This is a genomic window from Gluconobacter wancherniae NBRC 103581 (assembly GCF_007988885.1).
Classification (GTDB): domain Bacteria; phylum Pseudomonadota; class Alphaproteobacteria; order Acetobacterales; family Acetobacteraceae; genus Gluconobacter; species Gluconobacter wancherniae.
Genome location: NZ_BJUZ01000001.1, coordinates 92,870 through 113,318, shown reverse-complemented (window position 1 = coordinate 113,318; position 20,449 = coordinate 92,870). Strand labels below are relative to the sequence as shown.

Genomic DNA, 20,449 nt, shown 5'->3' with positions numbered 1-20,449 from the left:
CACTACGTCCAATCAGACGAGAAGCCGGCCCGCTATACTGCGCCGCTCATCTTTCGGGCCACCCACACGCGATGGAGGCCCAGATTAATCACAACACCCACCACAAGATCCACAACCATCGCGTAACCCGCCGTCATCGGGCTGCCGCTCTGGTGAATGAACCATGTGATCAGCGGCTGCGTCGCGCCCCCGAAAACCGAAATCGCCACTGCGTAAAGAATGCCGAAAATATAAGTCCGGCTGACGGAGGGTAAACTCTCCTGGATAATCTTCCAGGTGGTGACTGTTGTCATGGTGGAAAGAACAAACATTGTCGTGTTCAGAGCTGCCTGACTGGCGAGCCCGGGCGACAGGATCGCATAGCGATACAACGGAACGGCAAGCAGTGCTGAAAGCATACCCGGCACGACCAGCAATATCCGCGCATCCCCCAAAATTCGGTCAAACTTGAAGGCCACCGGAATGGCCAGCATTGATATGCCAAGACCGATTGCCATCCCGATCATGGAAATGTTTGCGGGCAAACCCAGAACCGAGACAGCGTAACTGACACCGAATGTCCGCAGATATGTCGATACGGTTGTTGTCACCATGGCACCAAACACCAGGAATGCCGTCCAGACCGGCGCTTTCAGTGTTTCTGGCGGCAGCGGCTCGGCCGTTCCGTGGCCTTCCGACAAAGCAGCCACCGTGTATCGGCGCAGTAAAAGCCCAAAAGGGACAATCACAAGCCCCAACGCGAACGGCACACGCCAGCCCCAGGCATAAAGCGCATCATGAGACAGGATACTGGACAGCACGAGCCCCAGGCTCACGGCGATGAAGGATGCAATCACCTGAGTGAAGGACTGCATGGCGGTGTATGCACCGCGTGCGCCCTCAGGGGCCGCCTGATAGAGCATTGTTGTCGCGGGTCCGACCTCTCCCCCTTCGGAGAAACCCTGAACCAGCCGCGCAACAACGATCAACCCCGGTGCCCATATGCCGATCTGACTCGCTGGTGGTGTGACCGCGAGCAGCAGAGACCCTAGCGCCATAAGACTGAAGGTGAGCATGAGCGCTGCCCGATCCCCCCGGCGCAGCGCATATCGCCCGAACACGAACGCACCAAGCGGCCGTGCCACAAAGCCAACGCCAAACGTGACGAGACTGTAGAAGAGCGCCATGATTTTCCCTTGGCTTGAAGGGAAAAAACTGGCTGCAATCATCGGCGCGAAGAAGGCGTATGCCAGAAAATTATAGAATTCGAGCAGATTACCTGCACACGCTCCAGCGACGATCAGGGCGCGATTAGGCGCGGCGGGGCTTGATGACATGCGCGTCTCCTCGTTGCGAGGTGACAACTAACACCCCCGCCGACATTTCACAAAACCGCTTCAGCCAACCAGTTTCAGAAGGTCACGGACGTCTGAAATTTCAAAATTAGGCTTCAGGCCACGGCAGGCCTGTTCCAGTCCGTGCCCATAAGAGACCCAGCAGACTGCAATTCCTGCGGCCTGCGCAAAGCGGATATCCGTCACGGTATCGCCGACCATCAGGAAATCTTCGATGGCTGCTCCCGGAAACAGCGGAAGAACGCGATCAGTCATCACCCGGGCATCCGGCTTGGCCGGCTGAGACGGCTCGGAGCCCAGAACTGCGGCAACCCTGCCCGTAAGACCGAAGCGCTCAAGGCTCGCATCCACAAAAGGACGATGCTTGTTGCTCAGGATAACCGGCTTGATCCCCAGCCTGTGAAGCCCCTCGATCATCTCTGCCGCGCCATCGAAAAGGAAGGTCTCTTCCTGATCTGCGGCAGGATAATGATTGCGATACGCCGCAATAAAATGCTGCTCCTGCTCAGCCGTACTTCCGGGCATGAGCGTGCGGAACAGTTCACCAAGCGTGGCACCCCGCGCCAACTCCTGAGCCAGCTCTTCCAGCGGCGGTGGAGGCACATCACATTCCTTCAGCGCAACAGCAAGGCTGCGGAGAATGGCAGGCCGCGTCTCAGCCAGCGTGCCATCATAATCGAGCAGAACAATCGGAAAACGTGTCATGGGTGCAGTTTCACCCGGAAAAGCTCCCGTGCGCTACCCCTGCCTTCATGATGATTGCATGTTTCGGCCCTGCAAGCGGCAGAGCGCATAAGACGTGTCTGCGTGATTCAGGGTATAGAAATGAAAATGTTCAACGCCTTCTGCCCGTAATTCCTGGCACAGGCGATCTGCAACCGTAGCGGCCACCAGCGCACGCGTCTGAGGACGCTCATCCAGACCATCGAACAGATCACGCATCCATGCAGGCACACTCGCACCGCACATATCAGCAAACTTCCAGGCCTGTGCCACACTTCCGATAGGCAATATCCCCGGTACGATAGGCTTGGTAATGCCAATACGCGCCGCGCGGTCTCGGAAGCGTAGAAACGTTGATGCCTCAAAGAAAAACTGAGTTATTGCGCGATCGCCGCCAGCATCCAGCTTGGCCTTCAGATGCGCCAGATCAGCCTCCGGACTCAGGGCCGCGGGATGAGCTTCAGGATAGGCAGCCACTGAAATCTCAAACGGAGCGATCTTTCTTAAACCTTCGATCAGGTCCACTGCGCCAACATAACCCTGCGGATGCGGCGTATAGACCCCGTTGGCCTCTGGAGGCGGATCACCACGCAGGGCCACGATGTGCTTCACACCGGCATCCCAGTAGGCACGTGCTACCGCTTCCACCTCTCCTTTCGAGGCCCCTACACAGGTGAGATGTCCAGCCATGGGGACGCCCGTCTCGCGCACCATGTCCTTGAGTGTGGACAACGTCCGATCTCGTGTGGAACCGCCTGCACCGTAGGTGACGGACATGAAACGTGGCCCGAACCCTGCAAGCGTGCGGGAGGTTTGCAGAAGTGATTCCGCCCCTTTTTCAGTTTTAGCCGGGAAGAATTCGAACGAAATTTCGGGACCGGCAACGGTCCGGGTCTGTGCGGGCATGTGCCGGCTCCTTGGTATCGAAAAAATATCAGGCTGAGCGAGAAGCGAGCCAGAGTTTGACAGTCAGCTCGCCATCGAGGGCCACGGGCTCTGAAGGCACCAGCCCTGCGGATCTGAACCACGCCGCCATCTGCGCGTCTCCAAACCCCAGCCTCAGATGGGCGTCACGTGTGCGAAGTTCCTCGCGGCCATGAGACGCGAAATCGACCACCAGAAGCCGTCCGCCATCGTCGAGAATGCGGGCGGCCTCCACGATCGCAGCAGCCGGATGCTGTGCATAATGCAGAACCTGATGCATGACCGCGAGATCAGCCGATTTCTCCGGCAGCGGCAGGGAATAAAGATCTCCCTGCCTCAGTTCGGCACAATCGGGGTAAGTCGCGAGCTTTGTTCGCGCCAGGCGAAGCATTGACGGACTGCGATCAAATCCGATTGCAGATTCTGCCCCTGCTCCCAGAAGCTCCAGCATCCGGCCCGTACCAGTTCCGATATCCACCAGTCTGCGAAACGGACGATCCGCGAGAACCCTGAGGATTGCAGCCTCAACATCATGCTCTGCAACATGGAGGGAGCGGATGGCATCCCACTCAGCAGCATGCGTTTCAAACCAGTCTTCGGCCGCAACCGCACGAACATCACGAACTGCCTGAAGCCGGATACGATCAGCCCGGATATCGGGAGAGTCGCGCCCGGCCCACCGATCCATGGCCGCGAAAGCCGGAGCGACGTCATCCTCAGGCCCCAGCGTCAGGAAGACCCAACTTCCCTCCTTGCGGCGTTCGGCCAAGCCGGCGTCCACAAGGATTTTGACGTGCCGCGAAATGCGGGGCTGACTTTGCCCCAGCACCTGCGCCACCTCTCCCACAGACAGCTCCATCTCACGCAAAATAGCGAGGATGCGCAGCCTAGTGGGGTCCGCGAGGGCCTGAAAAATAGTCAGAGCATGATCCATTTCTAATTCATATAACGAGTTCTTTATATGCGCAATCCATATTGAATCTATTTTTAGAACGATACGATTGAACCTCTGTCATGATTCCATGGGCCATGTTTTTCGGATTACGGCTTAGAGTGAAGCCGGCGCAAAACCGGCACTGCCCCCGCAACTGTCAGCGGAGAGTGCTGATCCAGACGCTGAACGATCTCTCCGACGAGTGGACGGAGTACCCGATCAATGATCGTCTCTCCTTTATCCGTTTCTTCGGCCTGAGACTGTCGGACCGTGTACCTGACGCCAAAACTGTCAGGCTGTTACAACCTAGCTGGGGGCGATTGAGAGGGGCTGCTGGATACAACCAATACGGCCTCAACCATTTGGGCTGATACAGCCTATCGCTCAAACGCCAATGAGGGTTTTATGGGCATAGAGGGTTTCATCTTGAAGGTTCACAGGGGAAAAGTCGCATTTCAAGACGATGCCCCGCCATCTCCAGCGGTTCAACGCGGGCAAGTCAGTGCTCCGATCCCACGTCGAGCAGGTCTTTGCCGATCAGAAACCGCAGACGGGGCTGGTTATCCGAACAGTAGGCATAAAACGAGCCATAATGAGGATCGGTCTGACCAATATCGTCTATAATATGCGCCGCTTCCTCTTCCTGCAGAGCAAGTAAGTATGTTCGAGGAAAACGTCAGATTTGATATCACAACAATTCTGGGAATTCGGAACAAGATAAGATGTTCGACGGCAATGGTTTCTTCATGGCCCGATTGGCCGGGCCCAGTCATACCTGATTTCAGACTATGACTCCTGCCAACCTAGCATACTCCTTATCCTCCTACCTTTCCGAAGAGATAGTGGAAGACACATAGATCGGTGAAATTATCGGCTCTTTGATAAAAAAGGGGGGTTAGCCCCCATCTCCGAGATCGCGGTTTTCGTGGAAGCCATGCCGGAGATAATGTTGAAGTGCCCCCAAAGCGTAGCCATGAACGTCGGGGTTCTTCCGTAAATATGCTGTGTTATCCCAAATACGCGGTACAAGTCCGGGCCTTTCTATGACGACGGTCTCCGTGCAACCGGGCCCAACAGAAAGGCGCACGTCGTCATCATATTGGTGAAGATAGTCCTTCTGAGACATAAAGAGAGAGGCGACAAGATGCGCCCCTTCCGCGCGCGGGATATTGCCGTAAGCGCGGAGTGCATCGAGATCATCGACGTCGACCAAGCCGGAAAGCTTGTTTTTCAGGCGCGCGCGCCAATTTTCAAATGGCCGATTATGGTTGTGTAAGTATGTCAGTCGCGTTGACTGGTACCCGGCGTGCCGCCTTGAAACTGGCTCGTGGTGGCCGTCAGTGAATGGGACGCCAGAAAGCCTTTGTGAAAATGGCGTATGGGTGCGTACCAGTCAGGTCGCTCAGGAACATTGAAGAGCGACGTCTCAATACGAAACGCAGAATGTCTGCCTAGCAATTCTTCGAAGGCTGTATGGATCTTCTGCTTATCCAGACTTAAGCCGTTTTCGGTAAATACGCCCAAAAGCTCATCGCAGTCGACCGGAAGCGCGAAATCGTAGTTATATTCCGCGTCCCAGTGATGAACAATGTTGCCGATATGACCGCCCTTACGCAAAAAATCATGGTGTGTATTCAGATGCCAATAAATATGGGTTCCGCGCGCTTCGGCGTCTTTCAGGAGCGATAATGTCCATGGGTCTGATGATCCGTTATCCATGATCGACAGATTTTCAAATCCGAAAAGACCAGAATAATGAGTTAGCCAGCGGGCCAGCATATCCCCTTCATCACGTTGCATCATCACGCAACGAACAATTGGCATCAGACCTCTCCATCGTAAAATCGCAAGCCCGATGTTCGCTTCTGGGGCAAGTTATTAGTGTAATCGTTTATGGCACGGATAGCTGTACAAAATACGCACGGCAATGAGCATGGAAAAGATGTCCCTGCCAGAAGCAGCAGCGCAGACAATCGAGAGGCGCAACCTCTGGGTCAATCCGGATTGCAATCTCAAAACCTGCAAATGACCCGAAGTCGGGACCGCACTCGCAAGCAGGGTATCATGCCTGTTCAGGCATGGCAGCAAGTTGCGGCATGTGATCTTCAACCCAGTTCGCCAGACATTCGACATGAGCCGCAGCCTCATGCCCCAGATCGGTCAGGGTATACTCCACGTGAGGGGGCACCACAGGATAGCTCCTGCGCGTCAGAAGCCTATCTCCTTCAAGCTGCTGCAATGTCTGTGTCAACATGCGTTCACTGACGCCGTTTACTTTGCGGCGCAACTCGCTGAACCGCAAAGTGCCGGATTTCAGGGCAATCAGCGTCAGAACACCCCAGGTACTCGTCATGTGCTTCATCACGGTTCGCGATGGGCACTTCATCGCGAACACGTCGCCGCGCATCATACGATCCGAGAGGTGAACAGGTTTATGAGCCAATTTCCATACTTACTTTTATGTTGGTACTTCCTGAAAGGAAGTTAGGGACCTAAATCGGAGGAGACAACCCTCAGCACTGGAAAAAACGATGTACGCTGTTACCGGAGCCTCTGGCCAACTGGGCCGCCTCGTCATTGAAAATCTTCTTGGAAAAGTGGCGCCAGAAAAAATCGTCGCTCTTGCGCGCGATCCAGCAAAGATCGCAGACCTCAAAACACGTGGCATCACAGTCCGTACGTTTAACTATGACTCGCCCTCAACACTCGCCCCCGCACTTGAGGGTGTCGAACACCTGTTAGTCATTTCCTCAAGTGAAGTTGGCCGTCGTACGGAACAGCATCGCGCCGTGATCGAAGCCGCAGCTGTGTCAGGTGTTACGTTCCTCGCATACACGAGCATCCTGCATGCAGACACCAGCCCATTGGGGCTTGCAGTTGAACACCTCGCCACCGAGGCACTTCTGGAAAAATCAGGCGTGCCATATGCGCTTCTGCGTAACGGCTGGTACACTGAAAATTATACTGCCAGCGCACCCATTGCGCTCCAACATGGCGCCCTTCTGGGCAGCACAGGCAATGGCCGCATCTCGGCAGCCAGCCGCGCGGATTATGCAGAAGCCGCCGCAATCGTCCTGACGCAAGCCAACCCTGCAAAAGCCATCTATGAACTGGCAGGTGACGAGAGCTTCACACTGGCCGATTTCGCACAGGCAATTACGGATATCAGCGGCAAGCCCGTCGAATATCATGATCTGCCAGAAGCGGAGTACAAGGCTGCACTTATTAGCGCAGGCCTCCCGGACTGGCTGGCCGAACTACTGGCGAACAGTAGCGCCAGAGCATCTGGTGGCGCGCTGTTCGATGACAGCCATACGCTGAGCAGCCTTATCGAACACCCGACGACACCAATGCGCAGCACGTTGGAAAAAGCGCTGCAAGCCTGAAACCTGTCGCGCCCCCTATGAGCGGGGCGCGATTTACAGATCAGGGTGTTGCTTCAACGAGCTTTTTTACGCCCGGCAGGATGGCAATCAGCAATCCGCCCGGAGGCTGAGGTAAGTTCAAGGAAAAAATGTGGTTGGAGGAATTGCGGAACATCTCTTCCTGATCAGCAATCAGACGATCTGCATCCATCCGCCATGGCTTGTTCCCCGTACCATCCAGCGCCCTCAGGCCCACCCGGGCAAACGCAGACAGCGTCTGGGAGGCTGGCAATGCGTCCTTCAGAGCCGCGTTGTCTTTCGCAATCGCTTTGAAAGCGTCGTCGTTATCGGCCCAGATCTGAAGCTGCGCACGTAATGGAGCGGCTAGGCTTTTCTCGCCCTGAACATAACGCCCAGCCATCTCGTTGAAGCGTATTGCTGCAAAGGAATCCGGGGCGGCGATCGCGACGGGCGCCGAAAGCATTGCGTCGCCTGTCGGGGCTGCAAGGTGATTCAGTGCGTAATTCCGAACCGGGACCGTAGCCTGCGTCAAAACTGCCAGCGGGCCAGTATGACCAGGTGCAAGAGCATCGATCATCGCGTTTTCGTGCTGGGATGCCTGAAGGCCCGTCGCTTCCAGTTCAGCCTGTACCAGCGGCAGACGACGCTCCATGTCATCGACATCACGCACGGAAGCCGGAGACCAAAAACGCTCGGCAACCGCAGCCGTCCGAGGCCATAGCCGCGCATCGAGCATTTGCTCGCTGACAATTTCGGTCCACAGCGTCGCCTCTCCTCCCATCACGAGCGCCTGCTGCCGCGCATCAAGAGGCGGAGCATTGGGATCTTTCAGGAACGGTGCAAAAAATGGTGTGAGCTTCTTATGAACAGCTTCGAGCTGTTCTGGCAGAAGGCCATCCGCACGTGTATCATACGGATCAATCAAATAATGCTGACGCGCAGGCTGAAGCAGGTCGAGATAATATCCCGATGAGACGACCACAGGATGGCCAGCCTGGGTTGCCGACCCTGTCCATTTGGAACCGCGCCACCCTTCAACAACAACATTTTTGGGAATAGGTGCTTCACTGACCTCGTCCCAGCCCATCATGATCTTGCCCTGATTGGCCAGAACGCCCTCGACCTGTGCCGTAAAAGCTGCCTGCAATGATGCTGGGTTCTGAAAACCATGAGCTTTCATATAAGCCGCGATCGCAGGGTTTTTCGTCCACTGAGAGCCGACAACCTCGTCCCCGCCCGCGTGGAAATAACGATCGGGGAAGAGCGCGCCCATTTCGCCAAACAACGCCCGAACGAACGACAAGACCTTGGGATTAGTGGGATCAAGGGCCGCGTTATTGAGGTTTTCACCCTTCTGAGTACCGTCCGGCAGTGGCTGCGCACCAAGCTCTGGATAACTCTGGACAAGCGCATGGGCATGTCCCGGCACATCAAATTCCGGCACCACGCGAATACCGCGATCAGCCGCATAGACCACGATCTCGTGGATCTGTGCCTGCGTATAGAATTCTCCGTGAGAGCCTACAGTCTGAAGCTTTGGAAACAGATGGCTTTCTACCCGGAAACCCGTTCCGTCGCTCAGGTGCCAGTGAAGCACATTGAGCTTCACCAGTTCCATCGCATCGAGCTGTCGCTCAACAGTCTCAACGGAAGCAAAATGACGCGACACATCCATCAACACGCCACGCCACAGGAAACGCGGCGCGTCATCAATATGGACACGTTCGATCTCTGCACCCTTGGGCGTCTTCTCAACAAGCTGCAGCAACGTCGCCAGACCATGAATAAGGCCTGCCGGACCATCCGCCTCAAGATGCGCACCATGGCTGGTTGTGGTGAGAGTGTAGTGTTCTTTTTCCTGAATCGTCAGGAAAGCCGGATCCTCAGCAACATGGATTTGAACCACATAAGGCTCACCGTTTCCCGCAGGACCCGCGATACGCGATAGACGCGTAATGAAACGGGTTGTGGCACGCTGCATGAGAGCCGTTGGATGTGTAACCCAGACAATGCGCATACCTCCCGTCAGGGGCGTGGAACCGTTGGGCATGGACATGGAAGACGGCACGGGCATCAAAGCCGGAGCGGCATGCGCCATCATGCCAAAAGCCGTTCCCGCAAGCAGGAGAGATGCTGCGCCAGCCCTGCGCAGGCAGGTCAGGAAGCGGGGGCGTCGGGTAACGGTCATTCAGGCCTGCTCTTTTTCGTCCAGAACGGTATGTGAAACGATTCCTTACAGCCTCACAACCCCCCGTGATAAGCCGTGCCGCCTCAGCCCGGGGGAAGCGCTGCCAGCATCCGCCCAGCGTCTGCCTCGGAGAGGGAGATTCCGTAAAATTCACTGTAAAACTGACGTATTCTTTTCACCATGTCATCGGCATCAACATGCCCGCTCTGGACAAGCTGTCGCGCCCACGTCACCTGAAGCATGAGTTCCGGGCTATAGCGATCCCACGGGAACAGCCCGGCCGGATTGCGATAGACTTTCCCGTTACGCACTGCCGACACCTGAGACCACAGCGGCGCGCCCTTCAGACCAGACGGGTCTCCTGCGCCAGCGCCGACAATAATGATATCCGGATTCCAAGCCAGAACCTGCTCAATGGACACAGGCTGCTTATTGCCATGCACACCATCGGCAGCGTTACGACCGCCTGCCGAACGGATCCACTGATCAATGATGGTTGAATCCCCGTCCACCCGAAGCGGATGCAGGGATTCAACATGGAGCACTCTGGGACCATTCGGGTTGGTCTGGAAGCCGGACACGGTTTTCAGGAATGCTGCCCGATATTCCTGTGCCCGCTTTGTTGCCAGCGACGACTGGAGCAAGGTTGCGGTGGAGTCCACGCAGTCCAGCAGGCCGTCGAAGCGGTCAAAACCTTCTTCCACCACATTCAGCCCCGCCCGACTAAGAGGATCAGCAGCGTGGCCCGATGCCGTGACGAACACGAGATCAGCATGAAGTTTCAGTAGCTCTTCAGCGTTAAGCGCGCCTGGGTCGAGAGTTTCAGCTCTTCCCAGAGCGGGGACCAGATGAAACATCCATGGCAGCATGGAAGGACGCGCCACAGTCGCCACGATGCGGTCCTGCGCACCGAGCATGACCAACATAGCGTTATGGGCATACCACCCTTCTGCAATACGGGTCGGCGGCGCGGCTTTCGCAATACCAATACCAGCGATGAGAACCGAGAGAGCCAGAACAGAGCCGAAACGCCGTAGCAATGTCACGTGCCTACTTCTCCATAGTGAAAAAACGGCTGCCTTCATGGTCAACCTGCTTCAGGGAAACGCCATAAAGACGCGACATATGCTCAGCCGTTACAACATTCTGGGGCAACCCGTCAGCCACGATGTGACCGTCGTCCAGAACCAGTACCCGGCTTGCTGGCGCAAACAGCTCCTCCGGACGATGGGACGTCAGCAGGATCAACCGCCCTTCCGCAGCGAACTCGCCCAGCAGACTCATCAACCTAAGCTGATGGCCATAATCAAGCCCCGTCATGGGTTCGTCCAGCAGCAAGGCTTTTGCCTCCTGCGCCAGCGCACGGGCCAGAACCACACGTTGTCGCTCTCCTCCCGAAAGCTGGGTTACCGGACGCTCTGCCATCTCCTGCAAACCCAGACGGGCCATCGCATGATCTACAGCTGCATGATCTTCTGCCCGCAACGCACTACCGAGCCCCGTATGTGGAACGCGCCCTAACTCAACCATCCGCCGGACGCTGTAGGGAAAGGCAGCCGTATGAGACTGTGGAACGTATGCCAGTTGCTGAGCGACCGAGCTGGCGGAGTATGCTCCCAACGGCTTTCCTTCAAGCAGGACATGTCCCCTGTCAGGCTTGAGCAAGCCAAGTAGAATCCGCAGCAGGGTGCTTTTTCCCGCTCCGTTCAAGCCAAGAAGACCTACCAGCTCTCCCGCTCGCAAAGACACCGACACATTATCCAGAACAGTTCCGCAGCGGCCTCTGCGCAAACAAACTCCCTCACAGGCCAGCAGGTCAGCGTTCACAGAAAGCCCCCACGGAGGCGACGGAGCACCAGGACGAAAGCGAGCGCGCCAAACAGTTCGGTCACAATTCCCAGCGGGATTTCGCCTGATGTCAGCGTGCGGGCGCACATATCCGCAAGCACCAGCCCCGTGGCGCCCAGCAGCGCGCAGACAGGCATCATATGTCGATGCTCTGCCCCTACCATAAGTCGTGCAATATGCGGCACCAGAAGGCCCACCCAGCCAATGATGCCCGCCATAGAAACGGTCAGCGCGCAGGCGAAGGTCGCCAGCACAATCAGGAGTGGCCGCAATACGCTGACCGGAACGCCCAGACTGCGCGCCTCATCATCGCCAAGCGACAGAACGTCCAGAACTGGCGCGGCGCGGATCAGCAGCACCGTCAATGCAATCAACAGAGGCGCCAGCCAGTATATTTCCTGCCAGCTTACATCTGAAAGACTACCCAAAAGCCAGTTTACGATCGCAGGCAGTTGGTCCAGTGGATCAGCCAGATATTTCACCAGCGAGAGAAGCGACGTGAACAGCGCGTTGCTGATCAGACCACCGAGCAGCAGGGTCAGCAGCCCCCCCTCGGGCAGAAGCCCCGCAACCGAAAGCCCAACTCCCACAGCAAGCAGAGCACCTGCAAACGCGCCCAACTGAACAATAAACGCTGAAAGACCCAGTACGATCGCCAGAGCAGCACCGAAGGCTGCGCCACTCAAAACCCCAAGAAGCCCTGGAGACACGATGGGATTTCGGAAAACGCCCTGATACACAGCCCCGCCACAAGAGAGCGCGCTGCCCACCAGAACCGCCGCAACAAGGCGGGGTAATCGGGCCTGGAATACGACGGCATCAGCGGCCGCATCCTGAGCTTTCACCAGATGAAGCGAATGACCGATAACACCAAGAACCTGAAGCAGGGAAAGCGGATAGCGCCCTACACACAGTGCAAGCACGAAAGCGGCGCACAGACAGATGGAAATCAGGGGAAACAGCCATCGTACACGATGAGACAGAAATACGGATTTCGTGTCTGCAGAAACTGAAACAGAGTTACGGATCACCGAGGAGACAGTTTAACAATAGAAAGATTCAAATCGTGCTCTACGAAAATTACAGAATGGGAGACGGAAAATACTTTCATATCGAAGAAGATATGAAGAGGAATATCACGCATCTACTCTGTCACTTTCCATATCTTACAGTTTCCTTACACCGATCCGAGTGTGGCAACAAAGACGCGCCTCTACACGAAATAATCATTTCTGCGACAATAAGACCGATTTTGATCAGCCTCAATCTTTCAATTTTTCGTTTTATGCCATATTTTGCAATCAATTGCCGTCCCCGAGAGGACGGACGGCCTTTTAACAGCGCCGGGACAGTACCACTATGCTCAAACGAATAGCCGCCATTGCCGTGGGCCTTGGTGCAGCGGGTGGCATCGGTTTTTTTGCCTATGCGTGGTATCCCGCCATTGCACCGGTCGCTCGCCCTGCACCCTCTTCCTTCTCCCCTGATGCCGTCAAACGCGGAGCGCTGGTTGCAGCAGGTGGATATTGCGCCGAGTGCCATACACGCACCGACAATGGTGGCGGCCCTGTTATGGCTGGCGACTACAAGATGGAAACGCCATTTGGCGACATCTTCTCGTCCAACCTGACACCAGACCCAGAAACGGGCATTGGCAACTGGTCTGAAGCTGCTTTCAAGCGTGCCATGAACCTGGGTATTGCCCGCGATGGCAGCCAGCTTTATCCGGCTTTCCCGTTCGATCATTTCACCAAGGTCAATGATCAGGACGTCTCGGATCTTTATGCATATCTGATGAGCCAGCCTGCTGTTCATCAGGAACCCCGCAAGAACACGGTTCCTTTCCCGATCAACATCCGCATCACGGGACAGGGCTTCTGGAAGCTGCTGTTTTTCAAGCCAGGCCGTTACCAGAACGACCCGAAGCATGATGCAGAATGGAACCGTGGCGCGTATCTCGCAATTGGTGATGCCCATTGCGGCGCATGCCACACGCCACGAAATCTTCTTGGCGCTGAAAAATCCGGCAGCGAATATGATGGTGCTGTGATCGATGGCTGGATTGCTCCGCCATTGAACGAGCACAACCCGACACCCGTCGTGTGGACCGAAGAAGAGCTGTTCCAGTATCTGCGCTTCGGCGTGGCTCCGCTGCATGGTTCGGCCGCAGGCCCCATGTCCCCGGTCCCGCATTCGTTCCTGTCCCAGCTTCCGGAATCCGATGTGCGGGCCATTGCGCATTATTATGCGGATGTGGACCATGCAGCCACGCGCTCCAGCGGCGACGCAGCAGCCGTCACGCGTGCAATGCAGATGTCAGGCCGCAACCTGACAGGCCCGCAGACGCAGGATGCTGATGCGCGCCTGTATCAGGCAGCCTGTGGCGCCTGCCATTACAACTCTGGCCCGGCGCCGGTCTCCGGCCGCCCGGAACTGGCTCTGAACAATGCACTCTGGCTTGATGAGCCCAACAACCTCTATCAGGTGATGCTCCATGGCATTGGCGCAAAGGAAGGTCAGGATGGCATTGCCATGCCGAGCTTCTATGCCGGTCTGACAGACCATGACATGGCCCGCATCGCTGCGTATTTGCGCCGCACGCGCACAACTCTCTCCCCCTGGACGGATCTGGAAAAGAAGGCTGCGCAGGCGCGCGCCACGCTGAAGACGCCGCCCATCAACGCCTCGCACTGATCCGGGCAGGACAGGGAATACAGAACATGACGACGAAATTTGAACTCAACGGGCAGCCTGTCTCGGTCGATGCACCAGACGATACACCACTATTGTGGATCATCCGTGACGAACTGAACCTGACAGGCACGAAGTTCGGCTGTGGCATCGGGGAATGCGGCGCCTGCACTGTTCATGTGGGCGGTCGGGCAACGCGCTCCTGCATCACACCACTTTCCTCCATTGAAGGCGCGGCGATCACGACGATCGAAGGCCTTGATCCGGAAGGAAATCACGTTGTGCAGGTCGCCTGGCGGGATCAGCAGGTCCCGCAATGCGGATACTGCCAGTCTGGCCAGATCATGCAGGCCGCAAGCCTGCTGAAAGACTATCCACAGCCAAGCGACGATCAGATCGATGGCGTCATGGGAGGCAGTCTGTGCCGCTGCATGACCTATGTCCGTATCCGCAAGGCCATTAAGGACGCTGCGGGCAAACAGGGAGGCGCTACCAATGGGTAAGCTCGAACAGCTGGCCAAGGCCGGAAACAAGCCTCAGCTTTCCCGTCGTGGTTTTCTCATGACCGCAGCGGGCGCCGGACTTATGTTCGGATTTGCCCGAAAGGCCCAAGCCGCACAGACCATGCCTTCCGCAATGCCAACGGAAGCCGCATTTGAGCCCAACATCTGGTGCGCCATCGCACCCGATGGGTCTGTGAACGTCAACATCGTTCGGGCCGAGATGGGCCAGCATGTCGGAACTGCCCTCGCCCGCATCATCGCGGACGAGATGGAAGCCGACTGGGATCACATCAAGATTACCGAAGTCGATACAGGCCCGAAATTTGCAGGTAAATTTGTAACGGGTGGTTCCTGGTCAGTCTGGGACACGTGGGACACGTTCCGTCAGGCTGGAGCGGCTGCACGCACAATCCTGGTCGAGGAAGGCGCAAAGCTCCTTGGAACCACGCCGGACAAATGCACGGCCCGCAACGGCATCGTGACAGCTGGCTCCAAGACAATTTCCTATGGCGACATCGTCGCGCAGGCGAAGCCAACACGCAGCTTCACACCTGAGGAAATGGCCAAACTGCCGCTCAAGCCCGCTTCCGAGCGCCGCATGATCGGCAAAGAGGTCGCGGCTCTCGATATTCCAGACAAAACAACAGGCAAGGCCATCTACGGCATTGATGTGAAGCTGGACGGGATGGTCTATGGCCGTCCGAAAATGCCGCCCACACGCTATGAGGCGAAGGTCGTTTCCGTGGATGACACGGAAGCCAAGAAGATCCCCGGTTATATCCGCTACGTAGTTCTGGAAGATCCGTCCGATATCGTGCCGGGCTGGGTTGTAGCACTCGGCAAGACATACCCTGCTGCAATGCGTGCCGCCGATGCCCTTAAGGTACAGTGGACGCCTGGCCCCACGATCAAGGTTTCGGAAGCGGACATCATCGACCATGCCCGCACGCTGGGTAAGGATGCGAAGAACGGCACACACGTCTTTAACGATGACGGCGTGGATGCCACCTTCAAATCCGCAGCCAAGGTGATAACTGCGGAATACACCTGCGCTTCCGTCGCGCATTATCAGCTGGAACCCCTGAATGCCGTTGCTCGGCATATTGACGGAATGTGGGAAATCCATGCTGGTAATCAGTGGCAGTCACTGGTTTTGCCGCAGCTCTCCAAAGCCCTTCAGGTTCCTGAAGAGCAGATTGTCATGCGCTCCTATCTGCTGGGTGGTGGGTTTGGACGTCGTCTGAACGGCGATTATTCCATTCCTGCGGCCCTTGCTTCAAAGGCAATCGGTGGCGCGCCAGTCAAGCTGATCCTGACGCGCTCAGATGATATGGCGTTCGACTCCATCCGCTCCCCGTCGTTGCAGACCATCAGCGTGGCACTGGATTCCAGCGGCAAGAAAATCTCTGCCATGAACTACACGGCGACGGCTGGCTGGCCGACCCAGGTCATGGCGCCCGCTTTCCTTGCCAAAGGTCTGGATGGAAAATACGATCCGTTTGCTCTCTCTGGTGCTGATCACTGGTACGAAACCGGCCCGACACGCGTCCGCGCGATCAGCAATGATCTTGCGAACCGCACTTTCCGTCCGGGCTGGCTGCGTTCGGTAAGCGCAGGCTGGACGCCATGGGCGCTTGAATCGTTCATTGACGAAGTGGCTCATGCTACGGGTCAGGACCCGGTGGAGCTCCGCCTGTCCATGTTCACCGCAACCGGCCGTAACGCCGGTGAGGCACCGAACTCCACGAATGGCGCCCATCGTCAGGCAGCAGTCGTGCAGAAGCTGGCCGAGAAGATTGGCTGGGGCAAGACACAGCTCCCGGCCGATACGGCTCTGGGTATTGCCACCAGCTTCGGTCAGGAGCGCGGAATGCCAACCTGGACCGCAGGTGCCGCACAGGTGCATGTGGATCGCAAGACAGGGATCGTGACATGCCAGAAGCTCTGGCTTGTGATTGATGCCGGTACGATCGTTGATCCGGGTGGCGCGCTCGCTCAGACCGAGGGCGCCGCTCTCTGGGGCCTGAGCATGGCTCTGTTCGAAGGCACAGAGATCGTCAACGGCACGATCAAGGCCACGAACCTCAACAACTACACGCCACTACGGATCCCCGATGTGCCAGATATGGACATTGAGTTCGTGGAAAGCGCCGAGAAGCCCATGGGTCTTGGTGAGCCGGGTGTGACGGTGATCGCTCCTGCCATTGGCAATGCGATTTTCCGTGCCGTCGGTGTTCGCATGCGTCATCTGCCAATGCGCCCGGCGGATGTCCTGCGAGAGCTGAACAACCACACGGTCTGAGGTTTTCAACCTCAATCAAAGAAAAAGCCTGCCCTTTCTGGGGCAGGCTTTTTTGTATCCAGCGCCGGGAGTGAAGAACGCAGATATTAGAGTGAGGGCGCGCTGAACGTATCGCATCGATTGATATCACCAGACTCCAGACCCCGTCTGAACCACGAAACGCGCTGAGCCGAGGTGCCATGGGTAAAGCTGTCAGGCACGACATAACCCTGCGCTTTTCGCTCCAGACGGTCATCCCCCACCGCAGAAGCCGCGTTCATGCCTTCCTCAACGTCGCCGGTCTGAAGAATATTGCGTGCATCATTGGCACGCTTGGCCCAGACACCGGCGAAGCAGTCTGCCTGTAACTCGGTACGAACGGATGAGCCTGCGGCACCGCGCACAGACATCCCACTATTGCGATCGACCTGCTTCATGATGCCAAGTTCGTTCTGAACATGATGTCCGATTTCGTGTGCCACGACATAGGCCTGCGCGAAGTCGCCGCTAGCCCCAAGCCTGTTTTTCAGGTCCTGAAAGAAACCAAGATCCAGATAAACTTTCTGGTCGGCGGGGCAATAGAAAGGCCCTACGGATGTCTGGGCATACCCACACGCAGACTGAACGCCACCCGTGAAAAGCACCAGCCGCGGATCATGATAGGTGCGGCCCATCTGCTGGAAATAGGCGGTCCACACGTCTTCCGTTGACCCCAGAACACGCGCGATGAAACGCTTTTCCGGGTCATTGGCTGCCACCTGCGTATGATTTTTCTGTGACGCAGGCGCACTGGAGGATGGGGCATTGTTCAGGAGGTTGAGCACAACCTTGGGATCGACGCCAAAGTAAAGCGCGCCCAACACAAGAATGAGGCCACCAAGACCGCCAATTCGCAGAGGTGTTCCACCGCCCCCACCACCTGAACCGCGCTGATCATCAACGTTGCTGCTCTCCCGTTCATCGTCCAGACGCATACAGCCCTCACCCCGTCATAGTCCTCCCGAAGGGGACGTCATTACGACACACGCGTATTTCCCCAGCGCTGCCGTTGCGTGGGAGAGTGTAATTCGGAACTTAGTGCGTCCGGTCAACCGTTACAGCAGATGCCGTATTTCTCTTGACGGACTCTATTCCCACATCACGCGCACTCTCACTGCTGTACAGCTGACTTGTGCCGATCACCTGTCCATTGGCGGCTTTGAGATTGAACATCGGCTTTCCGGACGACGAGATTTTGCGCTCGTAATGGGCGTCATTCGACGCGTTGGCATGCACAGACGCAATACCATTCACCGCACTGGCTTTCTGCCGGTATCCCTCACTCGAGAGAATGATCTCTCCGTTGCCTGCCTTCAGACGGAAACGGAATTCTCCGCCATGATCAATGTAAAGCTCGAATTTTGAACTCATGGAACACGTCCTTCCCGAGAAACAGCCCCCTCACAAAACACGACCAACATGGCGCCTGAAGGGCGTTGGCGGACAACCATATCGGGCATATCAACGGCGGAGGTACGGAACTTCCTTGCATGTCAGTGCAGCACCATCATCCATCTCATTGATGAACGTCGCCTCCTTGCCTTTGCTCCACCAGACATACTGGGCACCGGCATATTTTGCGCCGTCTGCAGCTATGACATTAGAAAAAACCTGCATCTCGCCATCAACCGGCAACACAGCGAGATGAATATTTCCTGCATTGATGTAGTCGACCTTCACGAAATCCTTCGGAAGAATTCCCATCAGCTTTTTCTGGGCGTCTGTTGCCACACCGTCCGGCTTGCACGAAAAAAGCGCAGGTTGGTGGCTGACTTTCTGAGTGCCATTTACAGGGATCGTAATAACCTGCGCAGAGGGCGCGGCCAGAGCAACGGAGCTTGAAAAAGCCATACCCAGCAGCAAGCCGAAACAGAATGTTTTTCGCATGAAATTCTCCTCCTGCATAAAACGCCTTAAGGAAAAATTCGTTGCCCGCTTTAGCCGCTTTTACAAAGGGAGCGGGAGGTCAGGTCAGCGAGTCAGGTCACGGTAGAACCGGTCCAGTTTTGGAATTTGCTGATCCAGAGAGAACCCTGAAAGATCCCAGGCGCCCCGCGGGCAACCATAAAGCTCGTGCAAACCGTCAGAAAGCGCCTGTATATTCTGTGGGGCGACGAGACAATCCGGGTTATTCTTTAAAATATCCAGCACACCCCCGGACGCCGCTGCACGAACCGGCAATCCAGCGCCCATGGCCTCAAGCAAAACAAGCCCAAAAGGCTCATGGCGCGACGGCAGGACAAACGCATCAAGTCCTGCAAGCGCATCTGGCATATCCGTTCGAAAACCGGTGAAGATCACACGCCCGGTCCCTTTGCTTTCCTCTTCAAGGCGCGGCCGCTCCGGGCCATCCCCTATCATCAAAAGAACTGCGTTTTCCGGCAATGCCGCCAGACGCCATGCCTTGAGCAGGAGCGAAAAGTCTTTTTCCTCCACCATCCGCCCAACTGCGCCGAACACAAAACAATCATCGCTCAGGCCCCATTCCTGTCGCAGATTGCGCCTGAGTACCGCTTCCTCTTCAGGGGAGCGGGTCGGCGCAACCGTCCAGTTCGGGATTAGCGTGGAGCGCGCCTTCTGCTGCGGTGGCAACGTATTCTGCTGCCAGCTCGCAATACAGATCAGGCCGTCATGAACGCCGTAGCTTCTGGCGCGGTAACTGGTGTGCAGGGTGGCCACCAGTGGGGTACCATTCCAGATGCCAGCCCGTTTCAGCCATGTCGCCCGTGCGGAAGCGCGACCGAGATGGGTGTGCACCACATCAAATCCGCCTTTTCGCACCAGCTTAGCCAGTTTCAGCAGATATCCCCCCCGGCCAGCCCTGATCACGTTCAGGCCCGGGGGAAGAACATCCGTAATATCTCCACCCGTCAGACGATCACGCGTCTGGTTTTCCAGCAGAAGCGTGACGTCGCTATCGGCCATCTGAGCCGAAACCAGCTCCGCCACATGTCGTTCCGTCCCGGCAAATTCATGGGTTGAAAGACAATGAAGAACCTTCAGAGACCTTGGGATGATCTTATCTTTCCAGTAGGCCACAGCCCTTCAATGACATTGCCTTGCCGCATGGAAACACGCTGTCTTGGCGGACGTGGCTGGCAGGCTACGAAATAAAGTCCAACCACAAAAAGAAGCTGCGAAAGCGTCGTCAGCTGCGCTGGCAGCCAGTATGGCGCGGCAACGGACATTCCACGATAAGCAACATACACGAGGAAAATGATCGAAATTACACGCATCGACATCAGCAGTGGCCGCAATGGATTCAGCGCATTCGCACGTACCACATGGCGTGATTTCTGGAGCCCCAGAAAGAATGCCATTCCCATGAGCCAGACAAGGATCGTATCGATCACGTCTCCAACCGTCGCCCCCATCACGAAAATAGGGATCAGCAGCGAGAGGCCATAAAACAAAAGGGAGCCAAGCTGACAGCTCATCCCCAGTTGCAAAGCAGGAATACTCTCAGGCAGGCGGTCTGCGACAGGCTGAAAAAGGGTGTCGATCACCCAGCCATCCGCACGTTTGATATGATCTGATGCAGTCATTGGCGGCACTCTAAACCTCACATGCGAGAACCGCATCTGATTTTTTATTCATG

20 protein-coding genes, 1 pseudogene and 1 riboswitch are annotated in these 20,449 nt (G+C 56.5%); of the genes and pseudogenes, 5 read left to right on the top strand and 16 right to left on the bottom strand.

Going from position 1 to position 20,449, the window contains the following annotated elements:
• Positions 1–32: 32 nt before the first annotated feature.
• The 4 genes from GWA01_RS00520 to GWA01_RS00505 are packed head-to-tail and all read right to left on the bottom strand — an operon-like array spanning position 33 to position 3,915.
• A complete protein-coding gene (locus tag GWA01_RS00520; RefSeq protein WP_146792980.1) occupies positions 33–1,316 on the bottom strand; it encodes an MFS transporter in 1,284 nt (427 codons plus the stop codon).
• Between the two features lie 60 nt (positions 1,317–1,376).
• Positions 1,377–2,039 (bottom strand): HAD family hydrolase, encoded by a 663-nt coding sequence (locus tag GWA01_RS00515; protein ID WP_146792978.1) that lies wholly within the window; start codon positions 2,037–2,039, stop codon positions 1,377–1,379.
• A gap of 45 nt (positions 2,040–2,084) precedes the next feature.
• Positions 2,085–2,963: a methylenetetrahydrofolate reductase [NAD(P)H] gene (metF, locus tag GWA01_RS00510; protein WP_146792976.1), complete on the bottom strand. Its 879-nt coding sequence runs from the start codon at positions 2,961–2,963 to the stop codon at positions 2,085–2,087.
• A gap of 28 nt (positions 2,964–2,991) precedes the next feature.
• Positions 2,992–3,915: an ArsR/SmtB family transcription factor gene (locus tag GWA01_RS00505; RefSeq protein WP_146792974.1), complete on the bottom strand. Its 924-nt coding sequence runs from the start codon at positions 3,913–3,915 to the stop codon at positions 2,992–2,994.
• Between the two features lie 65 nt (positions 3,916–3,980).
• A riboswitch (cobalamin riboswitch) is annotated at positions 3,981–4,107 on the top strand.
• Here GWA01_RS00505 and GWA01_RS13395 point away from each other — a divergent pair.
• Positions 4,083–4,573 (top strand): annotated as a pseudogene (locus tag GWA01_RS13395) (transposase); the annotation flags it as partial. Its footprint overlaps the riboswitch before it by 25 nt.
• A gap of 237 nt (positions 4,574–4,810) precedes the next feature.
• On the opposite strand, the gene GWA01_RS13115 reads toward GWA01_RS13395, so the two are convergent.
• The 3 genes from GWA01_RS13115 to GWA01_RS00485 all read right to left on the bottom strand — a co-directional run bounded on the left by GWA01_RS13115 (position 4,811) and on the right by GWA01_RS00485 (position 6,268).
• A complete protein-coding gene (locus GWA01_RS13115) occupies positions 4,811–5,128 on the bottom strand; it encodes a hypothetical protein (protein ID WP_228118251.1) in 318 nt (105 codons plus the stop codon).
• Between the two features lie 68 nt (positions 5,129–5,196).
• Positions 5,197–5,739 carry a glycosyltransferase family 2 protein gene (locus GWA01_RS13110; protein WP_228118250.1) on the bottom strand — a complete coding sequence of 181 codons (543 nt, stop codon included), beginning with the start codon at positions 5,737–5,739 and terminating at the stop codon, positions 5,197–5,199.
• Between the two features lie 238 nt (positions 5,740–5,977).
• A complete protein-coding gene (locus tag GWA01_RS00485; protein WP_228118247.1) occupies positions 5,978–6,268 on the bottom strand; it encodes a winged helix-turn-helix transcriptional regulator in 291 nt (96 codons plus the stop codon).
• Between the two features lie 178 nt (positions 6,269–6,446).
• Here GWA01_RS00485 and GWA01_RS00480 point away from each other — a divergent pair, with 178 nt between their 5' ends.
• Positions 6,447–7,301 carry an SDR family oxidoreductase gene (locus GWA01_RS00480; protein WP_146792970.1) on the top strand — a complete coding sequence of 285 codons (855 nt, stop codon included), beginning with the start codon at positions 6,447–6,449 and terminating at the stop codon, positions 7,299–7,301.
• Positions 7,302–7,341: 40 nt separating this feature from the next.
• On the opposite strand, the gene GWA01_RS00475 is transcribed toward GWA01_RS00480, so the two are convergent.
• From GWA01_RS00475 to GWA01_RS00460, 4 genes are all read right to left on the bottom strand, one after another.
• Positions 7,342–9,489, bottom strand: coding sequence for a family 20 glycosylhydrolase (locus tag GWA01_RS00475; protein WP_146792968.1), 2,148 nt, complete (start codon positions 9,487–9,489; stop codon positions 7,342–7,344).
• 83 nt (positions 9,490–9,572) lie between these two features.
• On the bottom strand, positions 9,573–10,535 hold the full coding sequence (locus GWA01_RS00470; RefSeq protein ID WP_229316019.1) for an ABC transporter substrate-binding protein: 963 nt from the start codon (positions 10,533–10,535) through the stop codon (positions 9,573–9,575).
• 4 nt (positions 10,536–10,539) lie between these two features.
• The gene (locus GWA01_RS00465) at positions 10,540–11,316 is read right to left on the bottom strand and encodes an ABC transporter ATP-binding protein (RefSeq protein WP_146792964.1); all 777 of its coding nucleotides are present in this window, start codon (positions 11,314–11,316) and stop codon (positions 10,540–10,542) included.
• The gene (locus GWA01_RS00460) at positions 11,313–12,299 is read right to left on the bottom strand and encodes a FecCD family ABC transporter permease (protein ID WP_222592693.1); all 987 of its coding nucleotides are present in this window, start codon (positions 12,297–12,299) and stop codon (positions 11,313–11,315) included. The genes GWA01_RS00465 and GWA01_RS00460 overlap by 4 nt, the downstream gene beginning before the upstream one ends.
• Positions 12,300–12,696: 397 nt before the next feature.
• Between GWA01_RS00460 and GWA01_RS00455 the strand changes: the two genes are divergently transcribed.
• The 3 genes from GWA01_RS00455 to GWA01_RS00445 are packed head-to-tail and all read left to right on the top strand — an operon-like array spanning position 12,697 to position 16,833.
• Positions 12,697–14,031 carry a cytochrome c gene (locus tag GWA01_RS00455; protein WP_146792961.1) on the top strand — a complete coding sequence of 445 codons (1,335 nt, stop codon included), beginning with the start codon at positions 12,697–12,699 and terminating at the stop codon, positions 14,029–14,031.
• A 26-nt stretch (positions 14,032–14,057) separates the two neighbouring features.
• On the top strand, positions 14,058–14,531 hold the full coding sequence (locus GWA01_RS00450) for a (2Fe-2S)-binding protein (protein WP_146792959.1): 474 nt from the start codon (positions 14,058–14,060) through the stop codon (positions 14,529–14,531).
• The gene (locus tag GWA01_RS00445; protein WP_146792957.1) at positions 14,524–16,833 is read left to right on the top strand and encodes a xanthine dehydrogenase family protein molybdopterin-binding subunit; all 2,310 of its coding nucleotides are present in this window, start codon (positions 14,524–14,526) and stop codon (positions 16,831–16,833) included. The genes GWA01_RS00450 and GWA01_RS00445 overlap by 8 nt, the downstream gene beginning before the upstream one ends.
• A gap of 86 nt (positions 16,834–16,919) precedes the next feature.
• On the opposite strand, the gene ypfJ is transcribed toward GWA01_RS00445, so the two are convergent.
• The 5 genes from ypfJ to GWA01_RS00420 all read right to left on the bottom strand — a co-directional run bounded on the left by ypfJ (position 16,920) and on the right by GWA01_RS00420 (position 20,396).
• Complete coding sequence (gene ypfJ / locus GWA01_RS00440; RefSeq protein WP_146792955.1) at positions 16,920–17,786, bottom strand: KPN_02809 family neutral zinc metallopeptidase; 867 nt, start codon at positions 17,784–17,786, stop codon at positions 16,920–16,922.
• Between the two features lie 100 nt (positions 17,787–17,886).
• Positions 17,887–18,222, bottom strand: coding sequence for a YegP family protein (locus GWA01_RS00435; protein ID WP_146792953.1), 336 nt, complete (start codon positions 18,220–18,222; stop codon positions 17,887–17,889).
• A gap of 90 nt (positions 18,223–18,312) precedes the next feature.
• On the bottom strand, positions 18,313–18,738 hold the full coding sequence (locus GWA01_RS00430) for an MliC family protein (RefSeq protein ID WP_146792951.1): 426 nt from the start codon (positions 18,736–18,738) through the stop codon (positions 18,313–18,315).
• Between the two features lie 84 nt (positions 18,739–18,822).
• Positions 18,823–19,890 carry a glycosyltransferase family 4 protein gene (locus tag GWA01_RS00425; protein WP_264818531.1) on the bottom strand — a complete coding sequence of 356 codons (1,068 nt, stop codon included), beginning with the start codon at positions 19,888–19,890 and terminating at the stop codon, positions 18,823–18,825.
• Entirely contained in the window at positions 19,851–20,396 is a 546-nt protein-coding gene (locus GWA01_RS00420) for a hypothetical protein (protein ID WP_146792949.1), read from the bottom strand. The genes GWA01_RS00425 and GWA01_RS00420 overlap by 40 nt, the downstream gene beginning before the upstream one ends.
• Positions 20,397–20,449 lie beyond the last annotated feature (53 nt).

Bases quoted from the DNA above. Each gene is read 5' to 3' on its own strand.
- GWA01_RS00520 (WP_146792980.1), bottom strand. From the start codon at position 1,316: ATGTCATCAAGCCCCGCCGCGCCTAATCGCGCCCTGATCGTCGCTGGA.
- GWA01_RS00515 (WP_146792978.1), bottom strand. From the start codon at position 2,039: ATGACACGTTTTCCGATTGTTCTGCTCGATTATGATGGCACGCTGGCT.
- metF (WP_146792976.1), bottom strand. From the start codon at position 2,963: ATGCCCGCACAGACCCGGACCGTTGCCGGTCCCGAAATTTCGTTCGAA.
- GWA01_RS00505 (WP_146792974.1), bottom strand. From the start codon at position 3,915: ATGGATCATGCTCTGACTATTTTTCAGGCCCTCGCGGACCCCACTAGG.
- GWA01_RS13110 (WP_228118250.1), bottom strand. From the start codon at position 5,739: ATGCCAATTGTTCGTTGCGTGATGATGCAACGTGATGAAGGGGATATG.
- GWA01_RS00485 (WP_228118247.1), bottom strand. From the start codon at position 6,268: ATGACGAGTACCTGGGGTGTTCTGACGCTGATTGCCCTGAAATCCGGC.
- GWA01_RS00480 (WP_146792970.1), top strand. From the start codon at position 6,447: ATGTACGCTGTTACCGGAGCCTCTGGCCAACTGGGCCGCCTCGTCATT.
- GWA01_RS00475 (WP_146792968.1), bottom strand. From the start codon at position 9,489: ATGACCGTTACCCGACGCCCCCGCTTCCTGACCTGCCTGCGCAGGGCT.
- GWA01_RS00455 (WP_146792961.1), top strand. From the start codon at position 12,697: ATGCTCAAACGAATAGCCGCCATTGCCGTGGGCCTTGGTGCAGCGGGT.
- GWA01_RS00450 (WP_146792959.1), top strand. From the start codon at position 14,058: ATGACGACGAAATTTGAACTCAACGGGCAGCCTGTCTCGGTCGATGCA.
- GWA01_RS00445 (WP_146792957.1), top strand. From the start codon at position 14,524: ATGGGTAAGCTCGAACAGCTGGCCAAGGCCGGAAACAAGCCTCAGCTT.
- ypfJ (WP_146792955.1), bottom strand. From the start codon at position 17,786: ATGCGTCTGGACGATGAACGGGAGAGCAGCAACGTTGATGATCAGCGC.
- GWA01_RS00435 (WP_146792953.1), bottom strand. From the start codon at position 18,222: ATGAGTTCAAAATTCGAGCTTTACATTGATCATGGCGGAGAATTCCGT.
- GWA01_RS00430 (WP_146792951.1), bottom strand. From the start codon at position 18,738: ATGCGAAAAACATTCTGTTTCGGCTTGCTGCTGGGTATGGCTTTTTCA.
- GWA01_RS00420 (WP_146792949.1), bottom strand. From the start codon at position 20,396: ATGACTGCATCAGATCATATCAAACGTGCGGATGGCTGGGTGATCGAC.